Source organism: Streptomyces sp. NBC_00647, assembly GCF_045207245.1.
GTDB lineage: Bacteria > Actinomycetota > Actinomycetes > Streptomycetales > Streptomycetaceae > Streptomyces.
Genome location: NZ_CP109040.1, coordinates 7,762,427 through 7,778,592, shown reverse-complemented (window position 1 = coordinate 7,778,592; position 16,166 = coordinate 7,762,427). Strand labels below are relative to the sequence as shown.

Here is a 16,166-nt window from a genome sequence, read left to right as displayed (position 1 = left end):
TGCCCGGCCCCGGAGGACGGACGGGGTCACTTGCCGCCGACGCCCGGGGTGCCGATGTGGGTGATCTTGTGGTTGCGGTCCAGGTCGACGACGAGCTTGGTGGTCTCCGGCCGGCCCCAGGTCAGGGTGACGGCGACCTGGCCGGCGGTGCCGGTGTTCTTGACCGTCCACTTCAGCGGGACGTTCTGGGCGCGCAGGATGCCGTCCGCGTGGTTGCGGTCCTCCCACTTCGCCACCTCACGGAGGCAGTCGGCCCGGAGGTAGAACTTCCGGAGTTCGGTGGCGAGCTTGCCACCGTTGTCCGGGTCGCTCTCGGCGTCGATGTAGGCGCCGTAGAAGTCGGCGACCCGGGTCACGTCGTCCGACGACCTGCGGTCGACCGTCCGCTGCGCGGCTGCCCCCGTTGCCGTCCCTCCCGTGGTCGCCTGTGCCGACGCGGTGAGCCCGAGCGGCAGGGCCACGGCGGCGACGAGGCCGGCGATCAGAGCGGTGCGACGGACGTGCTTGCGGGCGGTCGTGTTGCTGTTCATCAGTGTGCTTCCCCGATGTCGATGGTTCGGAAGTGCGTCGCGGTGTGGTGGGCGGCCCCCTCGACCCCCGTGGCGTGGGGGCCGCTCCGGCGACGCCTTGAGCATCGGCGGCCCCACGGTGCGGGCACAACGGACGGCGCCTCATCCGCAACGGTGGAACCGTCCCAGGCCTTCCGACCTCTCCTTATAGGGAGTGCCTGGGATGCCGTCCTGGGACGCGAGGCAGGGGGAACCGGTGTCGTCCCAGGACGAGGTGGAGGAGTTCGCGGCGCTGCTGCGGCGTCTGAAGGCCCGCACGGACCGCAGTTACGCGGCACTCGCGCGCCGCCTGAACATGAACGCCTCGACGCTGCACCGGTACTGCGCGGGGGACGCCGTGCCGCTCGGCTTCGCACCCGTGGAACGGTTCGCCGCGTTGTGCGAGGCCAGTCCGGCCGAACGGACCGAGCTGCACCGGCGGTGGATCCTGGCAGTGGCGGCACGGCAACGGCCCCGGCCGGGAGCCGAGTCCGTACCGGAAGCCGCCGAAGCCCGCGCGGCGGGCCACGAGGGCCCCATGGCCGACGAGGCACCTGCGCTCGTGCCCGCGGCCACCGCCGACGCCGTATCCACGCCGGCCGCCGACACCGTGCCCACTCCTGCCGCCGACATCGCTTCCGCAACGCTCGCCGACACCGTTTCCACGACCGCCGTCGACACCGCTTCCACAACGCCCGCCGACACCGTTTCCACGACCGCCGTCGACACCGCTTCCACGCCGCTCGCCGACACCGCTTCCACGCCACCCGGCGACTTCGTGCCCGCGGCGCCCGTCGGCTCCGTGCCCGCGGCAGCGCCCGACCCCTCGCCCGGTTCCCGGGAGACCCCCTCGGAAAGCCTCCCCGGCTCCTCGCGCGAGCGGGCCGCGGCGTCGCGCCCCGCCTCGCGAAAGCCCTGGTACAGGCGCCGCGTCACGGTCACCGCGGCGGTCGTGATCGCGCTGATCGCCACCTTGGGCAGCCTGTCCGCCCTGCCCTCCGGGCACTCCTCGGCCACCGGCGACGACCAGGCGTCCGGCACGAGGACCACGAGGACGGCGGGCGCGCGGCACGGCTCCCCGACACCGTCCGCACCCCCGTCCACCGCGCGCGGCCGGTCGTCCGGCTCGCCCTCTCCCAAGGCACCCTCCACGGGCAACGGCTCACCGGGCCCGTCCACCGGCCCCTCTCCCACGGCCGCCTCCGCCGTCGTTCCCCTCACCTGGACCGTGAACTCCCATCGCTGGGCGGTCGGCTGCGCTCACAACTACATCCTCGACAAGGCACCCGGGCAGGTGCCGCCTCCACCGGCCCCGCAGGACGCCTCCCCGTGGGCGCGGACGCAGAACGGGGTGCACGGCGGCCAGACGCTCGTGGACATCACCGTGCAGGGGCAGACGGACGCGGCCGTCGTCCTGGAAGCGCTGCAGGTCCGGGTCGTCGGACGCTCGGCGCCACTGAAGGGCACCGCCTACTCCACGGGCGGAGGGTGCGGCGGCAGTATGGGCCCCGGCTCGTTCGCCGTCGATCTGGACATGGACCGGCCCCTCGCCCGCCCGGTCCCGAGTGATGACGACGGAACGGGTTCTCGGACCCTGCGCATGCCCTTCCGGGTGTCCGTGAAGGACCCCCAGGTGCTGATGGTCGACGCCCAGACCGAGGCCTGCGACTGCCGCTGGTATCTGGAGCTCGACTGGTCCTCACGGGGTCGCACCGGGACGGTCCGGATCGACGACCAAGGTGTCCCGTTCCGCACCAGCGGCATCAAGGGCCTGCCCCACTACTGGTACGGGGAGCACGGCTGGACCTTGCTCCCCGACTGAGTAACGTCCGCGGCACACCCGACCGGTGCTACGGGCGAGGCATGTTGCGCAGGTTGGAGCGGGCCATCTGCACCATCCGTCCGACGCCGCCGTCCAGCACCATCTTCGAGGCCGAGAGCGCGAAACCCGTCACCATGTCCGCGCTGATCTTCGGCGGGATGGAGAGCGCGTTCGGGTCGGTGACGACGTCGACCAGGGCCGGGCCCTTGTGGCGGAAGGCGTCCTTGAGGGCGCCGGCGAGCTGCTTGGGCTTCTCGACGCGGACGCCGTACGCGCCGCACGCACGGGCCACCGCCGCGAAGTCGGGGTTCTTGTTGGCGGTGCCGTAGGAGGGCAGCCCGGCGACGAGCATCTCCAGTTCGACCATGCCGAGCGACGAGTTGTTGAAGAGGACGACCTTCACCGGCAGGTCGTACTGCACGAGGGTGAGGAAGTCGCCCATCAGCATGGAGAATCCGCCGTCGCCGGACATCGACACGACCTGCCGCCTCCGGTCGGTGAACTGGGCGCCGATCGCCATCGGCAGCGCGTTCGCCATCGACCCGTGCGAGAACGAACCGATCACGCGGCGGCTGCCGTTGGGTGAGATGTAGCGGGCCGCCCAGACATTGCACATCCCGGTGTCCACCGTGAACACCGCGTCCTCGTCGGCCAGTTCGTCGAGCACCGAGGCGACGTACTCGGGATGGATCGGAACGTGCTTCTCGACCTTGCGCGTGTACGCCTTGACGACCCCCTCGAGGGCGTCCGCGTGTTTCTTCAGCATTTTGTCGAGAAAGCGCCTGTTCCCCTTGGGCCGCACACGCGGGATCAGACAGCGCAGGGTCTCCTTCACATCGCCCCACACCGCCAGGTCCAGCTTCGACCGGCGCCCCAGGCGCTCGGGCCGCACATCGACCTGGACGATCTTGACGTCGTCCGGGAGGAAGGCGTTGTACGGGAAGTCGGTGCCCAGCAGGATGAGGAGATCGCACTCATGGGTCGCCTCGTACGCCGCGCCGTAGCCGAGGAGCCCGCTCATGCCGACGTCGAACGGGTTGTCGTACTGGATCCACTCCTTGCCCCGCAGCGCGTGCCCGACCGGGGACTTGATCTTCTCGGCGAACTGCATGACCTCGGCGTGCGCGCCCGCCGTGCCGCTGCCGCAGAACAGGGTGACCTTCTCCGCCTCGTCGATCATCGCGACGAGCTTGTCGATCTCGATGTCGCCGGGCCGGACACTGGGCCGGGAGGTGACGAGGGCGGTCTCGATCGTCTTGTCCGGGGCGGGCTCGGCGGCGATGTCGCCGGGCAGCGAGACCACACTGACGCCGGACTGGCCCACCGCGTGCTGGATGGCGGTCTGGAGCAGCCGCGGCATCTGCTTCGGGCTGGAGATGAGTTCGCTGTAGTGACTGCACTCGCGGAAGAGCTGGTCGGGATGGGTCTCCTGGAAGTAGCCGAGGCCGATCTCGCTGGAGGGGATCTGCGAGGCGAGGGCCAGCACCGGGGCCATGGAGCGGTGCGCGTCGTACAGGCCGTTGATCAGGTGGAGGTTGCCCGGACCGCAGGAGCCGGCGCAGGCCGCGAGTTTCCCGGTGATCTGGGCCTCGGCTCCCGCGGCGAAGGCGGCGGTCTCCTCGTGGCGGACGTGGATCCAGTCGATGGCCGCGTTGCGCCGGATCGCGTCCACGACCGGGTTGAGGCTGTCGCCCACGACTCCGTACAGCCGTTTGACGCCCGCGCGGACGAGGATGTCGACGAACTGCTCGGCGACGTTCTGCTTGGCCATGGCGCACGCACCTCTTCGTGATCCTCGAAGCCCTCGGGCGTCTCGGGTCCCCCTCGTTCCCCGGCGTATCCCTCGGTTCCATGAATTCACAGGGTGCGCGGTCACGCCTCCCAGACGGCGGCGGCGGTCCGGTCGTCGGCGTACCCCTTGACCCGCACCAGGCTGTCCGCCAGGAAGGCGGCCAGGCCGGGCGGCTCCGCCGTCGACCACCGTGTCGTCAGGTACTCGGCCAGTTCGGGTTCGCCGCGCAACGGCTCCGCCAGGCCGTTCGTGCACAGCAGGAGCGTGTCACCCGGGCGGGCGACAGAGGCCCGGAACCGGAAGGGGGCGCGGGGCGGCCGGGGGGCGGGTTCGTACGGGCTCGGGGGTGTCGTGATGCCCAGGTCCATGGTGAGCCGGTCGCCCTCGGGAGTCTCGTGGGGCAGCGATCCGAAGCCGACCACGGCCTCCCCGGTGGTGTCGGCGACCCGCGGTTCGATGTCCTGCCACTCGCCGTCCCGCAGCCGGAACAGTCCGCCCGGGCCGACGCCGAAGAACACCCGCGTACGGCACTCCGGGTCGGCGGGCAGCAGCAGACAGCGCAGGCCGGCGGTGTACTCCTCGGGCTCGACGCCCTGCTCCGCGGCGCTGGCCCGCAGTTTGCCGAGGCTGCGGTCGGTGAGCCGGTGCAGGCCCGACTTCAGGTCGCCGCGCCGGGCGGCCCGGATGTCGTCGGACAGCCGCGCGTGGCTGCGCCCGACGGCCCGCGCGATCCACCGGCAGGCCTCCGCCGCGGCCCGGTGCGCGCCCGGCGTGGCCCGGGCGCCGGTCGCCATCGCGACCAGGACGAGCGCCTGCTCGCCCGCCCCGAACCGGGCGGTCAGCAGCGAGTCCCGGCGCGGTTCGCCCCGGTAGCGCGCGGAGTCCCCGCGCACGGACACGGCCCGCAGGGTGCTCGTCCCGTACCGCGCGCCGTCCAGCACGGTGTCCGCGACCAGGTCGTCGAGTTCGTCCGGGTCGGCGGGCGGGAGCGCGGTCGGTTCGGCGTCGTAGGTGGGCGGGCCGGAGCCGACGTGGTCGACGGAGGGCGGCTGCCCGACGACGGAGAGGGCGGTCTCCCGGGGCTCGCCGGGCGACCTGTCCTCGGGGTCCGCGTCGGGGGGCGGTGGCCGGAAGCCGCCGGTGGTGCTGGGCAGGTCGGGGGGCGCGGTCGGGGGGACGGCGGGAGCCGACACGGGTTTCGGCGGTACGTCCGAGGGTGCCCTCGACGCGGGCGCCGGGGGTGCGGGCGGCCCCGGGGAGGGATCGCTGCGCGTGTCCCGGGACGCCTCCGGGCCGGGCTCGTGCGCGGTGAAGCCCGGCGGTTTCGGGCCGGGCGGGAAGGGTGCGGGGCCGGCCGGGTCGGGGGTGCGGTCAGGGGGCGCCTGCTCCCGGGGAGCGGGCTGCCGGGTGGGCCCGCCCCGGTCGGCGGGGCCCATGTCGGAGCCGGAGCCGGGGGGCGGTACCGGGCCCCGCTCCCATCGGCCGGGCCGTGACGCCGTCTCGTCGCGCGGGGTCGCGCCTGGCCAGGGCACGGATGCCGGGGTGCCACCGGGCCGCCCCGATGCGGCGGGAGGCTGCCTCGGCAGGAACGGCGGCTGCTTCCCCGTCTCGGGGGAGGACGGCTCCGGCACGGCGGCAGGCCGTCGCGGGTGCGGCGGACCGTCGAGCCCGCCCGCGTCGGGCCGCGGGACGGCCGCGCGTCCCGGCAGGGGACCCGGCCCCGGCGCGGACCTCGGACTCCGACTCGGCGCGGACCTCGGATCCGGAGCCGGCCTCGGGTCCGACCCGGATGCCGGACCCGGCTCGGGCCCTCCGCCCACCGTCCCCGCCGCCGACGCGAACCGGTCGTCCAGGGAATCGGCCACGGGCGCGGGCCCCGTGTCCTCGGTGGAGTCGTCGTACAACTGGCCCCACCAGTCGTCCTCGTGACCGGTGGGCTTCTCCCCCTGCTGGCTCATGCCCGTAATTGTCCACCGCGACCGCCGGTTGAAAACGGTGCATCCGGAAAAACCGGCCAAGGTGCGGGCCGTCGAACGGCGCGTCGAGTGAATCGCCGAACAGGAATCCGTACAAGAAACGTGTGCACACATGACCGCCGGGCGGTCCCACCCCCCACGGGAGAACCGCCCGGCGGCGCCTTGGTGACCGGGGCCTAGCGCACGTCGTGGGCCCGGGTCACGGTCTGGACGACCGAATTGCCGTTGGCGTCGGTCAGTTCGGCCCTGAGAGCGACCCGCTCGCCGCCGGCTCCGGCGTGATCGACGGTCGCGGTCCACCGCCCGTCACGCCGGGACATGCCGGCCGGTTTCCGGGTCTGCCCGTCGTCGTAGGAGTGCCCCCTGCCCGTCAGCGGTCGCGGCTGCTGCGCCGCCGCCGTGGGTACGGCTGTCGTGACGGCGAGGACGGCGAGGACGGCGGCGGTGGCCGCCCCCATGGCCGTACGCGAGATCCCTCTCCTCAACGTCCCACTCCCCGAAGTCGGTCCGTCCGTGTCCGCGAGCCGGTACGGCCGCGGTCCGCAGAAGCCGGTACGGTCCGCGTTCGCGCAGGCCAGGCCCAAGCAGGGCATTACGGACGGTGGTTGATGCTGCGGTGGCGTGAGCTTGTCAGAGGGGCGGGGGGTGCGGCGATGATGTGCCGAGGCGGGTTTGCGCCGTGGCCGCTTTCCGCCACGGCGATGCCGACTGGTGGGAACGCATCCTTGGGAGGGGACATCGCCGCATGCTGGGAGCGATAGGTCTGGACGAGACCCACGAGTCGGCGTACCGGGCACTGGTGTCCGTGGGCGCCGCCGACGTGCCCGATCTCGCGCGTCGGCTCGCGCTCGGCGAGTACGACACGGAGCGCGCGCTGCGCCGGCTGGAGCGGCACGGTCTGGCCGCCCAGTCCTCGGCGCGGCCCGGCCGCTGGGTGGCCGCGCCGCCGGGGGTCGCCCTCGGGGCGCTGCTCACCCAGCAGCGGCACGAGCTGGAGAAGGCGGAGCTGGCGGCCGCGCTGCTGGCCGAGGAGTACCGGGCCTCCGCCGCCGAGCCGGCCGTGCACGACCTGGTCGAGGTGGTGATCGGCGCGGCGGCGGTCTCCCAGCGCTTCCTCCAGCTCCAGCTGGGCGCGACCGAGGAGGTGTGCGCGCTGGTCACCGGGAACCCGGTGGTGGTCTCCGGCACGGACAACGACGCCGAGGCCCAGGCCGCGGACCGGGGTGTCGCCTACCGCGTGGTCGTCGAGCGGTCCGTCCTCGACCTGCCCAACGGCATCACCGAGCTGTCCGCCGCGCTCGGCCGGGACGAGCAGGTGCGGGTCGTGGACGAGGTGCCGACCAAGCTGGTGATCGCCGACCGGGCACTCGCGATGGTGCCGCTCACCTCGCACACGGCGGAGCCGGCCGCGCTGGTCGTGCACGCGAGCGGGCTCCTGGAGCTGCTGTCGGGGCTGTTCCAGTCGGTCTGGCGTGACGCCCTGCCGCTGCGGCTGGGCAGCCGGGGCGTGCTGGAGGAGGAACCGGACGGCCCGGACGCCGCCGACCTGGAGATCCTCTCCCTCCTCCTCGCGGGGCTGACCGACGCGAGCGTCGCCAAACAGCTCGACCTGGGCCTCCGGACGGTGCAGCGCCGGGTCAAGCGGCTGATGGAGCTGACGGGCGTGACGACCCGGCTGCAGCTGGGCTGGCACGCGTACGAGCGCGGCTGGGTGGCGCGGGACTGACCTGCGGTTTCCCGTCCGCTCCGGCACCCTGGGCAGATGGGAGCGTGGGAACTCCTGCTGGTCGGTGTGGTGATTCTGCTCGGCCTGGCAGGAGTACTGGTGCCCGGACTGCCGGGCTCGTGGCTCGTCTGGGCCGCGGTCCTGTGGTGGGCGCTGAGCGACCCGCAGGCCCTGTCCTGGGCCGTCCTCGTCGGTGCGACCGCGGTCCTGCTGCTGGCCCAGGCCATCCGCTGGATGCTGCCGCCGCGACGGCTGCGCGAGAGCGGCGCCACCCCCCGAATGGCGGTGTACGCCGGTACCGGGGCGGCCCTCGGCTTCTTCCTCGTGCCGGTGATCGGCGCCGTGCCCGGCTTCATCGGCGGGATCTACCTCGGCGAGCGGCTGCGCCTCGGCGGACACGGGGAGGCCAAGGCCTCGGTGCGGACCGCGATGCGCGCGGGCGGCTGGAGCGTGCTCACGGAACTCCTCGCCTGCCTGTTGATCATGGGCGCGTGGCTGGGCGCGGTCATCTGGGGCTGATCCGACGCGGGGGGCGCGGCGTGGGCCGGCGGGCGGCCCGCGGCGGGAGGAGGGCGTTCAGGTCGATCGTGTCGGCCAGTGCCCGCATGCCGGAGTCGTTGAAGTGCAGATGGTCGCCGGGGTCGTAGGCGGGGAGGATCCGGCTCGGACGGGCGGGGTCGCGGACGGTGGCGTCGAAGTCCGCGACCCCGTCGAAGATCCGGTGGGCGCGGATGGCGGCGTTGACCGCCTGCCGCACGGCTTCCCGGGCCGGGGTGTACGCGCCGTGACCTCCGTACGGGGTGATGGTGGCGCCGATGACCCGGATGCCGCTGGAGTGCGCGCGGCGTACGAGTTGCCGGTAGGCGTTCTCCAGGGCGCGGGGGTCCGTCTGCGCCGGTGTCCCCTTGATGTCGTTGATGCCCTCCAGCACGATCAGCGCCCGGACGCCCGCGCGGGAGAGGACGTCGGCGTCCAGGCGGGCCAGTGCGCTCGGGCCCCGGCCGTCGAGCAGGAGGCGGTTCCCGGCGATTCCCGCGTTCAGGACGCCGGCCCTGCGCTCGGCGGGAAGGCCGCGCAGCCGGGCGGCGAGCCGGTCGGGCCAGCGGCGGTCGGCGCTGAACGAGGAGCCGGTGCCGTCGGTGATGGAGTCGCCGAGCGTGACCACGCTGCCCGCGGCCGGGGGGCCGAGCACGTCGACGCCGGTCACGTAGTACCAGTTGCCGATGGTGGTGGTGTAGGCGGCGCCGCTCTCCTCGGCGGTCCGATCGCCCTGCGGAGCGATGAAGTTGGCCTGGAGCGCGGAGCGGTGGTAGGTCGCCGGGCCCGAGTCGGCCGGGGTGTGCACCGAGACCAGGAGGTTGGCGTCGGCGGGGACCGACAGGACGACGGGGTCGCTGACCACGTCCCGGCCGGAGGGGACGGTGACCGACCTGGCGCCGGCGAAGGTGACCGGGCGCACGGAGCCCGCGACGGCCCGGGGACTCGCCGGCTCGCCCGGCCGCTGCAACGCCAGCGTCACGGAACCGAGTTGGAGCGCTCTCGTGCCGAGCCGGTTGGACAGCCGGACGCGAGCGGCCCGGCCGCCGACACTGGTGTGCACGACGTTGCGGATGGAGGCGCCGGGCAACGCGGGCGCGGTGCCGGAGGCGGCGGCCTCCCAGGTGCCCGTCCAGGTCCGGACCGGTTTCGGGGCGGTCCTGACCTGGACGGGCACGGATCTCGCCTCGGCGATCACGCTCGGCGAGGCGAGCAGCAAAGTCGTCACGAGAGTGACGAGGCGGCGCCGGAACGTGACGGGGCGAGTCATGGGGCCATCGCTTCCCCGAGCACGGGCTTCCGCAACCACCGTCACACCATCGGGCGCCATGCCCCCTCCCGACGCACCGTCACGGCTCCGGGCGCGATGCACTCCTCCCGTGGTCCTAGGTCCGGAACCCGATGCGTCGCGGGCGGGCGCGTGTTTGGGTGCTGTCATGACCGAATTCAGCGAGGCCGAGCGCGCGTATCTGAGGTCGCAGCGACTGGGGCGGCTGGCCACCGTCGACCCCCTCGGGCAGCCCCAGGCCAACCCCGTCGGCTTCTTCCCCCAGGAGGACGGGACGATCCTGATCGGCGGCTACGCGATGGGGACCACGAAGAAGTGGCGCAACCTCCGGAAGAACCCGAAGGTCGCCCTGGTCGTCGACGACATCGTCAGCCTCGAGCCGTGGAAGGTCAGAGGCATCGACATCCGCGGGGAGGCGGAACTGCTCACCGGCGCGCACGACTTGGGACCGCACTTCAGTGAGGAACTGATCCGCATCCACCCGAGGAGAATCCACAGTTGGGGCCTCGACGCCTGAGCGGCCCCACGGATCGGGCCGGTTGGCGGGCCGATCACCCGATACGAGCCGGCAGCCGGGCCGTTGAAGATCGCGCGGCGAGCCGGTCTTGGGTAGGGTCGCGACCCATGACCGCCTCGGAACCCACCATCCTCGCCACCTCGGGTGGTCACCGCGTCGGAGACCGCACACGGGTGACGTTCGACGCCCTGGTCCACCACGCGGTGGAGCTGGCCGGCGTCCAGGGGCGGCGGCCCCGCGTCATGTACGTCGGGACGGCGATCGGCGACGCCGAGCACTTCGCCACGCGCATGAGCGAGGCGGCCCGGGTGGCGGGATTCGATCTCACGCCCCTTCACCTCTTCCCGATGCCGAACCTCGAGGACATCGAGGGAACGGTGCTCGCGCAGGACGTCGTGTGGGTGATGGGCGGCTCGGCGGCCAACCTGCTCGCCGTGTGGCGGGTCCACGGGCTCGACACGGTCTTCCGCCGGGCATGGGAGGCCGGGGTCGTGCTGAGCGGGGTGAGCGCCGGGTCGCTCTGCTGGTTCCGGGGCGGCACGACGGACTCCTTCGGGCCCGAACTGCGGCCGCTCACCGACGGCCTCGGCTATCTGCCGTTCGGCAACGGCGTCCACTACGACAGCGACCCGGGCCGCCGTCCTCTCGTGCACCGCCTGGTGGCCGACGGCACCCTGCCCGTCACCCACTGCACCGACGACGGCGTGGGCCTGGTCTACCGCGGCACGGAACTCGTCGAGGCCGTCACGGAGATACCCGGCAAGGGCGCGTACGTCGTCCGTCGCGAGGGGGACTCGGCGGTGGAGGAGCGGATCGAGCCCCGGCTGCTGCCGTCGCCACGGGACTGACCGGCTCCGGCCGCGGTCCGGGGAGACGTGCCGGGCACCCGGTGAACGCGCCGCCCGGCTCGGACCGTTCGCCTACGACTCCCGCGCAGCCCGCAGGTGCCGGACGGCGTACGAGCGCCACGGGCGCCAGTCGTCCGGGATGTCCGCTCCGGGCGGTGCCACGTCGGGGTCGCCGAGGGCCCGGGTGCGGATGACGGCGGCGACGCCCTCGTCCATGCCGGGCAGCGCGAGCAGTGCCTCCTGGGCCTCGTCGCGGTCGGCGCCCGGGTCGAGACGCAGGGCGCCGTCGGCGAGGGCGGCGGTCAGGGCGCCGAGGGCGCCCTCCGGCTCCGCCTGGGCGAGCACGGCGGCCTCGGGAAAGAGGTGCGTGAGCGTGTCGCAGGGGGCGTCCAGCGCCTTCCCGTACCGCTGAACCAGTCGCTCGGCCTCCGCCTCTCCCACCAGCGCGCGCACCGCCAGCTCGTCCGGATCGGCGGTGCCGGGCGACCTGAGGCCGGGCCGCGCCGCGACCAGGGGACCCAGCCGCGCGTCGGCTCCCAGTCGCTCGTCGACGGCGTACGGATCCGCGTCGAGGTCGAACAGCCGCCGCAGCCGCTGTACGGCGGTGGTGAGATCCCGGAGATCGGTGAGGTGCAGCCGGGCGTCGAGCCAGCCACCGGGGTGCGCGGCACCGGTCGGGGCCTCCCCTCCCACGGAGGGGTCCGGTGTTCCTGCGGCAGGGCTGGTCCCGCCGGAACCGGGGCCCTGGTGACTCGCCCCGCCGGAACCGGGGCCCTGGTGACTCGCCCCGCCGGAACCGGGGCGGCTGGGGCCCGTGCCCGGCCGTTCGTCGACGGCCACGATTCCCGTGCCGTACGGCAGCCGCAGAGTGCGCCGGTACGTGCGGCGGCCACGGCTGCCGTCGACCGCCTCGACACCCCGGACGACCTCCGCGGCCAGCAGGTCGAAGACGGCGGCGGTCTGGTAGGGCCCCCGGTGGGCGAGCCGGAGCGGAACACCCGCGGTGGGGGTGGCCGCGCGCCGGGCGGCGGGGCCGGTGCGCGGCGCGGCGGCCCGCACCTCGCTCGGCGTCGACGCGTAGACCGCGCGGATCGTGTCGTTGAACTGGCGCACGCTGGCGAACCCCGCCGCGAACGCGATCTGCGTGATGGGGAGTTCGGTGGTCTGGAGCAGTATCCGCGCGGTGTGTGCCCGCTGGGCCCTGGCCAGCGCGACCGGACCCGCGCCGACCTCCGCCGTGAGCTGCCGCTGGACCTGGCGGGCGCTGTACCCGAGACGCGTGGCGAGCCCTCCGACGCCCTCGCGGTCCACGACGCCGTCACCGATCAGGCGCATCGCCCGGCCGACGACATCGGCCCGTACGTTCCAGGCGGCGGAACCGGGCACGGCGTCCGGGCGGCATCTGCGGCAGGCCCGGAAGCCCGAACCCTGCGCGGCGGCCGCCGTCGCGAAGAACCGCACGTTCTGCCGCTTCGGCGTCACCGCGGGGCAGCTGGGCCTGCAGTAGATCCCCGTCGTCCGCACGGCGAAGAAGAACTCCCCGTCGAACCGGGCGTCCCGGCTCCGCACGGCCTCGTACCTGGTGTCCTCGTCGATCACCCTTCCAGTGTGGCCCGCCGCGCACCACGGGGCTGGCGGAAATCGGACACGGCACTGCGTCCCGGGCCGGCCGGGTGGCGGGAGGGACGAGCCGGTGCTGGAGCGGAGCCGGGCGGTCGAGGGTGGGGGTACGGGGCACCCGTGCCCCGTACCCCGCCCTCTCTCGGTCACCAGCGCCCGCGCTTGGCCTCCATCGCGGCGCGCCCTTCGGCTCCCTTGCGCTTCCAGTCCCGGCGGATCTCGGCGCGCACGCGGGCGTCCGTCTTGGCGACGATCCGCTGGTTCTCGCGGAGCAGCTTGCGGTAGCTGTCGAGCCGCCGCTCCGGCAGATCGCCGGAGTCGACGGCCGCCAGAACCGCGCACCCGGGCTCGGCGACATGGGCGCAGTCCTGGAAGCGGCAGTCGGCAGCGAACTCCTCGATCTCGGAGAACACCTGCCCGACGCCGCTCTCGGCGTCCCAGAGACCGACCCCGCGCAGCCCCGGGGTGTCGATGAGGACACCGCCGCCCGGCAGCGCGAGAAGGTTGCGGGTCGTCGTGGTGTGCCGCCCCTTGCCGTCCATGTCGCGGGTGGCCTGAACGTCCATGACGTCCTCGCCCAGCAGCGCGTTGGCCAGGGTCGACTTGCCCGCTCCGGACTGCCCGAGCAGGACCGCCGTGCCTCCGGCGAGCACCGCTTCGAGGATGTCGAGCCCCGCCCCGGTCGAGGAGCTGACGGCGAACACGGGAACCCCCGGCGCGGTGGTCTCCACGTCCTCGACGAGGTGCGCGAGGGTCGCCGCCTCCGGCACCAGGTCGGCCTTGGTCAGGACGACCACGGGCTGCGCGCCGGACTCCCAGGCCAGCGCGAGGAAGCGTTCGACGCGGCCGAGGTCGAGTTCCACGGCGAGCGACACGGCGACGACCGCGTGGTCGACGTTGGCCGCGAGGATCTGCCCCTCGGACCGCTTGGAGGAGGTGGAGCGTACGAAGGCCGTACGTCGTGGCAGATACGCCCGTACGTAGCGCGGGTTGCCGGACGGTTCGACGGCGACCCAGTCGCCGGTGCACACGACCCGCATCGGATCGTGCGGTGTCACGAAGGCGGTGTCGGCGCGGATGACCCCGTCGGCGGTGACCACGTCGCACTGGCCGCGGTCGACCCGGATCACCCGTCCGGCGACGAGCCCTTCGGAGTCGTAGGGAGCGAACTCGTCCGCCCAGGCGTCGTCCCAGCCGTAAGGAGCGAGCGGGGAAAGACCCAGGGAAACGGAAGGAGTCGAGAAGGTGGAGCTGGAAGTCAAGGGAGACCCTTCACAAGGGCGGCCCCGGCGACGCGCACTGCGGCGCGAAGGAAGAGGAAGGTCAGCCGGCGGCCACGGAGGTGGACTTGATGAACTTCTGGATGCGGGCAGCGCCCTTCACAGAGACAGCCATCGGTCACACCTCCTGGAACTCACTCAGCCGACAACGGCGACCAGCGGTCGCCTCGCAACGAGACAACCCTAGCCGTAGGTGTCGGTGGGAGGCCACTTCTTTTCCGTCGAGGAGCCCCGGAGCGGAGCGGCCGTTCCCACCATGCCCATGGACTGCCGGATGCCGGACCCCTGGGCGGGCGGCGGCGAACGCGGCGCGCTCGTGGAGTCCGTCCACTCCGGCGTTCACAGGCGAAACGCGGCAGGGCGCCGACGGGCGGACCGCGAGCACCAGATGTCTCGCAGGGCCGCTCTTCGGCTCTGCCGGTCGGCCGCGGCGTACCGTCGCCGACCGGCGGAGGCGTCGCCGCCCGAGGGCCCCGGGTCAGTCCTCGACGAACCGAACCGTCACGCTCCGCCGCTGCCCGGAGCCACTGACGTAGCCGACCCGGTCCCCCACTTCCCTCCGCATGAGGGCCTCGCCCATCGCGGAGTTCGGGCTCAGCGCCGGCCCGCGTGCCCGATGTGAACCGCGTCGGGGCCCGTCGGGTCCTCGACCGGATCGAGGGGATCGACGGGCCGAGGCGTCAGTGAGCGGTCGTGCAGCGGTCGCCGTTGAGGGTGAAGGCGCCGGGGACCGTGTTTCCGTCCTGCCAGGTGCCGTTGAAACCGACGGCGAAGGAACCGCCCGCGGCGACGGACTTGTTGTAGTCGGCGGCGGTCGCGGTCACCCGGGAGCCGTGCTGGGCGTACGTGCCGTCCCACATCTGCGACACCTGCTGGCCGTCGTCGAACGTCCAGGCGATCTGCCAGGAGTCGAGGGCTTCGTCGGAGGTGACGGTGACGGTGGCCTGGAAGCCGTCCGGCCACTCGCTGACGATGTCGTAGGCCACCTCGCAGGACGCGGCGCTCTTCGTGGAGTCCGCGGGCTTGGAGGAATCCGGGGTCTTGGCGGCGGCGCGGGCCGAGGACGAGGACGTGCCCTGGGGCTCGGGATCGGATTTCGAGCCCGTCTCGGCGCTCGGGGCTCCGGGCTCGGGCGAGACGAGCGAGCCCGCGCCGCGGTTGGTCGCCGACGGGGACACCACACCCGGGTCGGCCACCGGCTGACGGTCGGCCGAGCCGCCGCGCGCGGCGGCGCCGCCGTCGTTCCCGGCGCCGAAGGGCATCAGGGAGACGGTGAGCGCGAGGCCGGAGACGATGACGGCGGCGACCAGCAGTCCGGTGCGGCCGATCCGGGGCGCGTCGGCCCTGGCCTCGGCGATACCGGTGTCCACGGCCGCGTCCGTGCGCCCGCCGGCCAGCCCGGCTTCGGCGGCGCGGCGCCTGCGTTCCAGATAGGCGAGGCCGCCCCAGCCGATCACCCCGCCCGCGAGCGCGGCGGGCAGCCCGCCGCCGTGCAGCCGCAGACAGCCGGCCGCCTCCGCGCACTCCACACAGTGGGCGAGGTGCTGCGAGAGGTCCTCGGGCGTCTCGGCACCCGGTGACCGGGTGACCGCGTCGAGAAGCCGGGCGTAGCTGCGGCAGTTGGTGTCCATCGGGGTGTCGAGGTGGTTGCGATGGCACCGGTCCCTGAACAGCGCCCGCACCTGGCCGAGTTCCTCGGCGGCCGCCACGGGGTCGAGCCCCAGTCGCCGGGCCACCGCGGGCAGGGGGAGCGCCTCCACCTCGACCAGCCACAGCAGGGCCGCGTCGGCTTCCTGAAGATCCCTCAGGCCGCGCAGCGCGATCGGGCGGTGCAGGGGAGGTCCGGTGTAGCGGGCGGCCTTCTCGGAGTTGAGCCACAGCCTGAGGTCGGGGTCCAGACGGTGGCCCTGACCATGCGCCTCCCAGGCGGCCGCGGTGGTACGGACCGAGTTCAGCAGCAAGGGGATCCGGGGCAGCCGGGGGGTTCTGCGGCCGGTGTTCTTCGAGCGGACCCCGACCGCGCGCGCCTCATGGATGCCATGGGTGAACGCCTCGGTGGCCAGCTGACTGGCCGCCGCGGAACCCGATGTGCACAGATCGGCGTACGACAGGACCGCGTCCCAGCATTCCGAGAACAGCGCGGCCTCGGCGGCATCCTGGGGGGTCGGCAGGTCTGGCATGGGGGGCTCCTGCATCCACTGCTTCCATGTGC

At 73.4% G+C, this 16,166-nt stretch carries 13 protein-coding genes; 5 read left to right on the top strand and 8 right to left on the bottom strand.

All coding sequences use genetic code 11. From position 1 onward, the window contains the following. Nucleotides 1-26: 26 nt before the first annotated feature. A complete protein-coding gene (locus OG788_RS34190) occupies nucleotides 27-530 on the bottom strand; it encodes a hypothetical protein (RefSeq protein WP_406374964.1) in 504 nt (167 codons plus the stop codon). Nucleotides 531-732: 202 nt separating this feature from the next. On the opposite strand from OG788_RS34190, the gene OG788_RS34185 reads away from it, so the two are divergent. After that, nucleotides 733-2,370 (top strand): helix-turn-helix domain-containing protein, encoded by a 1,638-nt coding sequence (locus OG788_RS34185; RefSeq protein ID WP_406374963.1) that lies wholly within the window; start codon nucleotides 733-735, stop codon nucleotides 2,368-2,370. A 28-nt stretch (nucleotides 2,371-2,398) separates the two neighbouring features. On the opposite strand, the gene OG788_RS34180 is transcribed toward OG788_RS34185, so the two are convergent. The 3 genes from OG788_RS34180 to OG788_RS34170 form a co-directional block, all read right to left on the bottom strand. Then, entirely contained in the window at nucleotides 2,399-4,141 is a 1,743-nt protein-coding gene (locus tag OG788_RS34180) for a pyruvate dehydrogenase (RefSeq protein ID WP_406374962.1), read from the bottom strand. Nucleotides 4,142-4,242: 101 nt separating this feature from the next. Next, entirely contained in the window at nucleotides 4,243-6,120 is a 1,878-nt protein-coding gene (locus OG788_RS34175) for a protein phosphatase 2C domain-containing protein (RefSeq protein WP_406374961.1), read from the bottom strand. A gap of 194 nt (nucleotides 6,121-6,314) precedes the next feature. Then, on the bottom strand, nucleotides 6,315-6,623 hold the full coding sequence (locus tag OG788_RS34170; protein WP_406374960.1) for a hypothetical protein: 309 nt from the start codon (nucleotides 6,621-6,623) through the stop codon (nucleotides 6,315-6,317). Nucleotides 6,624-6,883: 260 nt separating this feature from the next. On the opposite strand from OG788_RS34170, the gene OG788_RS34165 reads away from it, so the two are divergent. Both OG788_RS34165 and OG788_RS34160 read left to right on the top strand, forming a co-directional pair. Further along, nucleotides 6,884-7,864: a helix-turn-helix transcriptional regulator gene (locus tag OG788_RS34165; protein ID WP_356749407.1), complete on the top strand. Its 981-nt coding sequence runs from the start codon at nucleotides 6,884-6,886 to the stop codon at nucleotides 7,862-7,864. A gap of 36 nt (nucleotides 7,865-7,900) precedes the next feature. Then, the gene (locus OG788_RS34160) at nucleotides 7,901-8,383 is read left to right on the top strand and encodes a DUF456 domain-containing protein (protein ID WP_406374959.1); all 483 of its coding nucleotides are present in this window, start codon (nucleotides 7,901-7,903) and stop codon (nucleotides 8,381-8,383) included. On the opposite strand, the gene OG788_RS34155 is transcribed toward OG788_RS34160, so the two are convergent. Beyond that, nucleotides 8,370-9,671: an SGNH/GDSL hydrolase family protein gene (locus OG788_RS34155; protein ID WP_406374958.1), complete on the bottom strand. Its 1,302-nt coding sequence runs from the start codon at nucleotides 9,669-9,671 to the stop codon at nucleotides 8,370-8,372. The genes OG788_RS34160 and OG788_RS34155 overlap by 14 nt on opposite strands. Before the next feature lie 166 nt (nucleotides 9,672-9,837). Between OG788_RS34155 and OG788_RS34150 the strand changes: the two genes are divergently transcribed. Together OG788_RS34150 and OG788_RS34145 are read left to right on the top strand one after the other, a co-directional pair. Continuing rightward, entirely contained in the window at nucleotides 9,838-10,206 is a 369-nt protein-coding gene (locus OG788_RS34150; protein WP_351536641.1) for a PPOX class F420-dependent oxidoreductase, read from the top strand. Between the two features lie 107 nt (nucleotides 10,207-10,313). Beyond that, on the top strand, nucleotides 10,314-11,054 hold the full coding sequence (locus OG788_RS34145; protein WP_406374957.1) for a Type 1 glutamine amidotransferase-like domain-containing protein: 741 nt from the start codon (nucleotides 10,314-10,316) through the stop codon (nucleotides 11,052-11,054). A gap of 72 nt (nucleotides 11,055-11,126) precedes the next feature. On the opposite strand, the gene OG788_RS34140 is transcribed toward OG788_RS34145, so the two are convergent. The 3 genes from OG788_RS34140 to OG788_RS34130 form a co-directional block, all read right to left on the bottom strand. Next, nucleotides 11,127-12,650, bottom strand: coding sequence for a DNA-3-methyladenine glycosylase 2 family protein (locus OG788_RS34140; RefSeq protein ID WP_406376919.1), 1,524 nt, complete (start codon nucleotides 12,648-12,650; stop codon nucleotides 11,127-11,129). Between the two features lie 170 nt (nucleotides 12,651-12,820). After that, complete coding sequence (rsgA, locus tag OG788_RS34135) at nucleotides 12,821-13,936, bottom strand: ribosome small subunit-dependent GTPase A (protein WP_351536646.1); 1,116 nt, start codon at nucleotides 13,934-13,936, stop codon at nucleotides 12,821-12,823. Between the two features lie 698 nt (nucleotides 13,937-14,634). After that, nucleotides 14,635-16,134: a cellulose binding domain-containing protein gene (locus OG788_RS34130; protein ID WP_406374956.1), complete on the bottom strand. Its 1,500-nt coding sequence runs from the start codon at nucleotides 16,132-16,134 to the stop codon at nucleotides 14,635-14,637. Nucleotides 16,135-16,166 lie beyond the last annotated feature (32 nt).

Bases quoted from the DNA above. Each gene is read 5' to 3' on its own strand.
- OG788_RS34190 (WP_406374964.1), bottom strand. From the start codon at position 530: ATGAACAGCAACACGACCGCCCGCAAGCACGTCCGTCGCACCGCTCTG.
- OG788_RS34185 (WP_406374963.1), top strand. From the start codon at position 733: ATGCCGTCCTGGGACGCGAGGCAGGGGGAACCGGTGTCGTCCCAGGAC.
- OG788_RS34180 (WP_406374962.1), bottom strand. From the start codon at position 4,141: ATGGCCAAGCAGAACGTCGCCGAGCAGTTCGTCGACATCCTCGTCCGC.
- OG788_RS34175 (WP_406374961.1), bottom strand. From the start codon at position 6,120: ATGAGCCAGCAGGGGGAGAAGCCCACCGGTCACGAGGACGACTGGTGG.
- OG788_RS34165 (WP_356749407.1), top strand. From the start codon at position 6,884: ATGCTGGGAGCGATAGGTCTGGACGAGACCCACGAGTCGGCGTACCGG.
- OG788_RS34160 (WP_406374959.1), top strand. From the start codon at position 7,901: ATGGGAGCGTGGGAACTCCTGCTGGTCGGTGTGGTGATTCTGCTCGGC.
- OG788_RS34155 (WP_406374958.1), bottom strand. From the start codon at position 9,671: ATGACTCGCCCCGTCACGTTCCGGCGCCGCCTCGTCACTCTCGTGACG.
- OG788_RS34150 (WP_351536641.1), top strand. From the start codon at position 9,838: ATGACCGAATTCAGCGAGGCCGAGCGCGCGTATCTGAGGTCGCAGCGA.
- OG788_RS34145 (WP_406374957.1), top strand. From the start codon at position 10,314: ATGACCGCCTCGGAACCCACCATCCTCGCCACCTCGGGTGGTCACCGC.
- OG788_RS34130 (WP_406374956.1), bottom strand. From the start codon at position 16,134: ATGCCAGACCTGCCGACCCCCCAGGATGCCGCCGAGGCCGCGCTGTTC.